Genomic DNA, 3310 nt, shown 5'->3' on the forward strand with positions numbered 1-3310 from the left:
TATTTTTTCTTGGCGATTCACCGAGTGTGGAGAATCGCCCGCCCGATGATTCTGATTCTCACGATACCGAGGCCCTGACGACATAGGGAACCTCGAACTCATCGACAACCCAAGTGTAGATGCTGCCGTGCTGGACCCAGATCGGGCCTGCCGCCTCGAACGCAAGGCGAACGGATCCCAAGTAGTCGCCGTCTTCCGAGTACCGGTCGTAGAAGGCGGGCGCGTCCCTCGGCATGATTCTCTCAACCCAGAGTCTCCCTTCGTCGTCCACGAAGAGACCATCGAGAATGGGCTTGATGTCCGGCATCAGAGCAGCGACCTCCTTCGCCTCCCGGTGGAGATCGGGCCTGTCGTCGATAATGCTCTCGGCGTACGCCATCCGGTCCTCGTCCGTGACCCGTTGGATGGGCAGCCCGGCTTCGATGACCACCAGCGTATCCCCGCCCTCGCCGGTTCGGACGATCCGGTACGACCCCGTGTGCGCGCGCCAGAAGCCACCGGAAGGATTGACCTCGATCAACTCGGCTGCCTCGTGGGGAAGAGGCAGGAAGCCCCAGCCCGCAGGAGTGGAGTATGCGTATGACCGAAAGCTGGCCTCACCGACGTAGACGGAGTCGGTGGCTCCGCTGGACAGGTCATACGACTTGTAGTACCACCGCTCGCTCCACGAACTCAGTCCGGGCGGGGGTGGGAAGCCGGGTCGTCTTCTCCATGAGTGGTCGTCCGCCAGTAGCGGCCCCGATGGTCGAACACACCGTCCCAGATGGGTCCGAAGCTCATGACGGGGTTTACGAACCGGCGTATCTCCGCGCCGGTGGGATCAACTCCGATAATCGTCCACTGCCTGGTGTCGTGGATCCACAGGAGAGTGTCTCCGGAAAGGAGGATGCCGTTGGCGCCACCGATCTCGCCCGGCCCCTCGCCGCGCCTCGCGATCGTCCGCTGGTACCCGCCGCTGGAATCGAAGACGCGGACCTCCGCGGCCTGTTGGTCCAGCACGTAGATGGTCCCGTCGCTGGCCGCCTGCACGCCTCGAACGTCGCCGAAGGTCACGTTCGGGTCGTCCCCCTCAAGGGATCCGAACTTGAGGTCCACACGCGCCCCGATGACTGCCGGGCCGACGGAGTCCACGGCGGGGCGGGTTGGGTAGCGGACGAGGACGGCACCGTTCGGAAGCGTCTCGCGAGTCGGGGTGTCGGATGCCGGTTCCGGTTCGCAGGAGGTGAGCGCGGTGAGTAGCAAGGGGACGAGAATGATGGACGGGCGGGGCCTGTAGAGGGCGACGTCTTGGCGGAACATGTCCGACCCTTCTGACGGGAGATTGCAACGGGCACCGTAACCGATTCGGGCAAGCAGAAGATACGGTTCGCCTTCGCGGACTGCCACGGCCTCCTGCCGCGGCGTCCCACTTGGGGGTGCTTCGCCGCATCCCTATTCCAGAACGGGATTCCGTGCGACCCGGGGGACGCTGGCGGACGCAAATCGGTCGGGCGGAGGTTGCGGGAGGCTGGGGTTCAGCGGTTGAGGCCGCGACCGCAGTGCTTCGCGGCCGGGCGAGGCCAGTACCAGCAGTTCCAACCAACGCCATATCGACTCCCGTGTGCAACGTGACGCCCGCTCAGGCCGTCTAAACAAGTGTGCTGGCATCCCCAAGCTCTTGGAGTCCCGACCGATGAACGAACATTCCCGCGCTGCCGCTTCGATGTCCGTGCCCCTGCTGCTGGCACTCTGCTTCGGTGTAGGCTGTTCGGAGGGAGGCATCGAACGCTCACCGGATGGTGTCCCGACCTTCCGCGGCACGGTAGATCTGGAGTTCGGGGAGATCGAAGGTGAAGATCCCTATCTCTTCACCCGGATCGAGTCGATCGTCGAGGACACGGGCGGGAGGCTGATCGTCGCAGACCTCCAGTCGCACGAGGTGCGGGTCTTCGGTTCCGAGGGCGACTTCCTGTTCCGCTTCGGTGGTCCGGGCGAGGGACCGGGTGAACTGACGCAACCCTGTTGCCTCGCGTTCGGGCCGGACGGCAAGCTCTGGGTGCGCGAGAGTACCCGATACAGTGTGTTCCGGCTGGACGGCGCGATTGCGGAGTACGACAGTGGAGCGAGGATCGCTCACGTGGGCATCGGCATGGTTGCCCCGATCACCTTCGATGCCGAGGGTCGGCTTGTCGATATCGGATCACTGATGACCGAGGACGGGGGTGGCACTGCGCGCTTTCATCACGGTTTCGACGGGGCTGTGGACACGGTACTGATGGCGGGTCCGGAGAAGTACGGGATGGGCTCGACCACGGTCGAGCGTATGATCGGCGACACTCCGGTAGGCTTCTTCGTCTACCAACCGTTCGGCCCGCTGTGGCTTCACGCTCACAGCCCCGGCGGCGCGTGGGCCGAAGCGGTCACCTCGGAGTACTCGGTCACGCTCCACCACCCGGATGGGACTGTTTCGCGTGTCGAGGGACCACAGGCGCTTGGCCCTCCGCTCAGCCCGTCGGACCTTGAATGGGCGCAGGCTTCCATTGACCGCGACCTCCAGCGGTTCGATCTCCGGAACCATCCCTTTGAGATTCCCGACCGCAAGCCGCCGCTTGCCGACATCTTCTTTGATCGAGCCGGTCGCTTGTGGGTCGAGAAGACGGGTACCGACGGGGAGGAGATGCGCGAAGCCGATGTATACGCCGGGTCCGCTCTGGTGGCGCGGTATCGCTGGCCGCGCCGCGTCAGCGTGGGAGATGTTCCCTGGGTCACTGAATCGGTGCTGTACGGCACCACAAGGGACTCGCTTGACGTACGGCGCGTCGCGCGAGTGCGGTTCGAGCCCGGTTCCTGACGTCGCGCCGTGGCGGGGGACCAGTTCGTATTTCGGGTTGGATGGTGGAAGACTAGATTGCTCGGGAGTCGCGGGGGGTCCCGTGACAGCACCGCGCCGTGCACCACGGATGAAACTGGGGGCCGGTCCATACCGTGAGCGATAGTGGAGTCATCGGGCAAGCGTACGGGCGGAAGATCCACGCCCGCGAGGTGGTCGCTATCGACGAAGCCGGGGACGGGCTGTGTTGGGTCCGGCTAACCCGGTTCGGCCACGAATGGCTCCTGATTCGCTCCGACGCCCGCGACGTGTCGCGCGCGGTGCGGAAGCTCCGCCAGATTCCGGCGGGCGAGCAGTCGGAACGGTTCCCGGAGGTAGGGCCATGAGCTATAAGCGGCGCACTCGTCGCCGGCGATCCCGGCGCGCATCGGCGCGTCCGTTTCCGGGGGATCGAAGGGGGGCGGCAGCCACCCTCGCCAGCACCTTTGTACCCACAAGGGG

General features: G+C 65.2%; 4 protein-coding genes. 2 read left to right on the forward strand and 2 right to left on the reverse strand.

The features are described 5' to 3' along the window. Nucleotides 1–58: 58 nt before the first annotated feature. Together OXG98_16770 and OXG98_16775 are read right to left on the reverse strand one after the other, a co-directional pair. On the reverse strand, nt 59–520 hold the full coding sequence (locus tag OXG98_16770) for a hypothetical protein (GenBank protein ID MCY3773661.1): 462 nt from the start codon (nt 518–520) through the stop codon (nt 59–61). A gap of 152 nt (nt 521–672) precedes the next feature. Further along, the gene (locus OXG98_16775) at nt 673–1299 is read right to left on the reverse strand and encodes a 6-bladed beta-propeller (protein MCY3773662.1); all 627 of its coding nucleotides are present in this window, start codon (nt 1297–1299) and stop codon (nt 673–675) included. A 373-nt stretch (nt 1300–1672) separates the two neighbouring features. Here OXG98_16775 and OXG98_16780 point away from each other — a divergent pair, with 373 nt between their 5' ends. Beyond that, nucleotides 1673–2830: a 6-bladed beta-propeller gene (locus tag OXG98_16780; GenBank protein ID MCY3773663.1), complete on the forward strand. Its 1158-nt coding sequence runs from the start codon at nt 1673–1675 to the stop codon at nt 2828–2830. A gap of 134 nt (nt 2831–2964) precedes the next feature. Beyond that, nucleotides 2965–3195 (forward strand): hypothetical protein, encoded by a 231-nt coding sequence (locus OXG98_16785; protein ID MCY3773664.1) that lies wholly within the window; start codon nt 2965–2967, stop codon nt 3193–3195. The last annotated feature ends 115 nt before the right edge of the window (nt 3196–3310 follow it).

This window comes from Gemmatimonadota bacterium, from assembly GCA_026706345.1.
In the GTDB taxonomy this organism is placed as follows: Bacteria; JAAXHH01; JAAXHH01; order JAAXHH01; family JAAXHH01; genus JAAXHH01.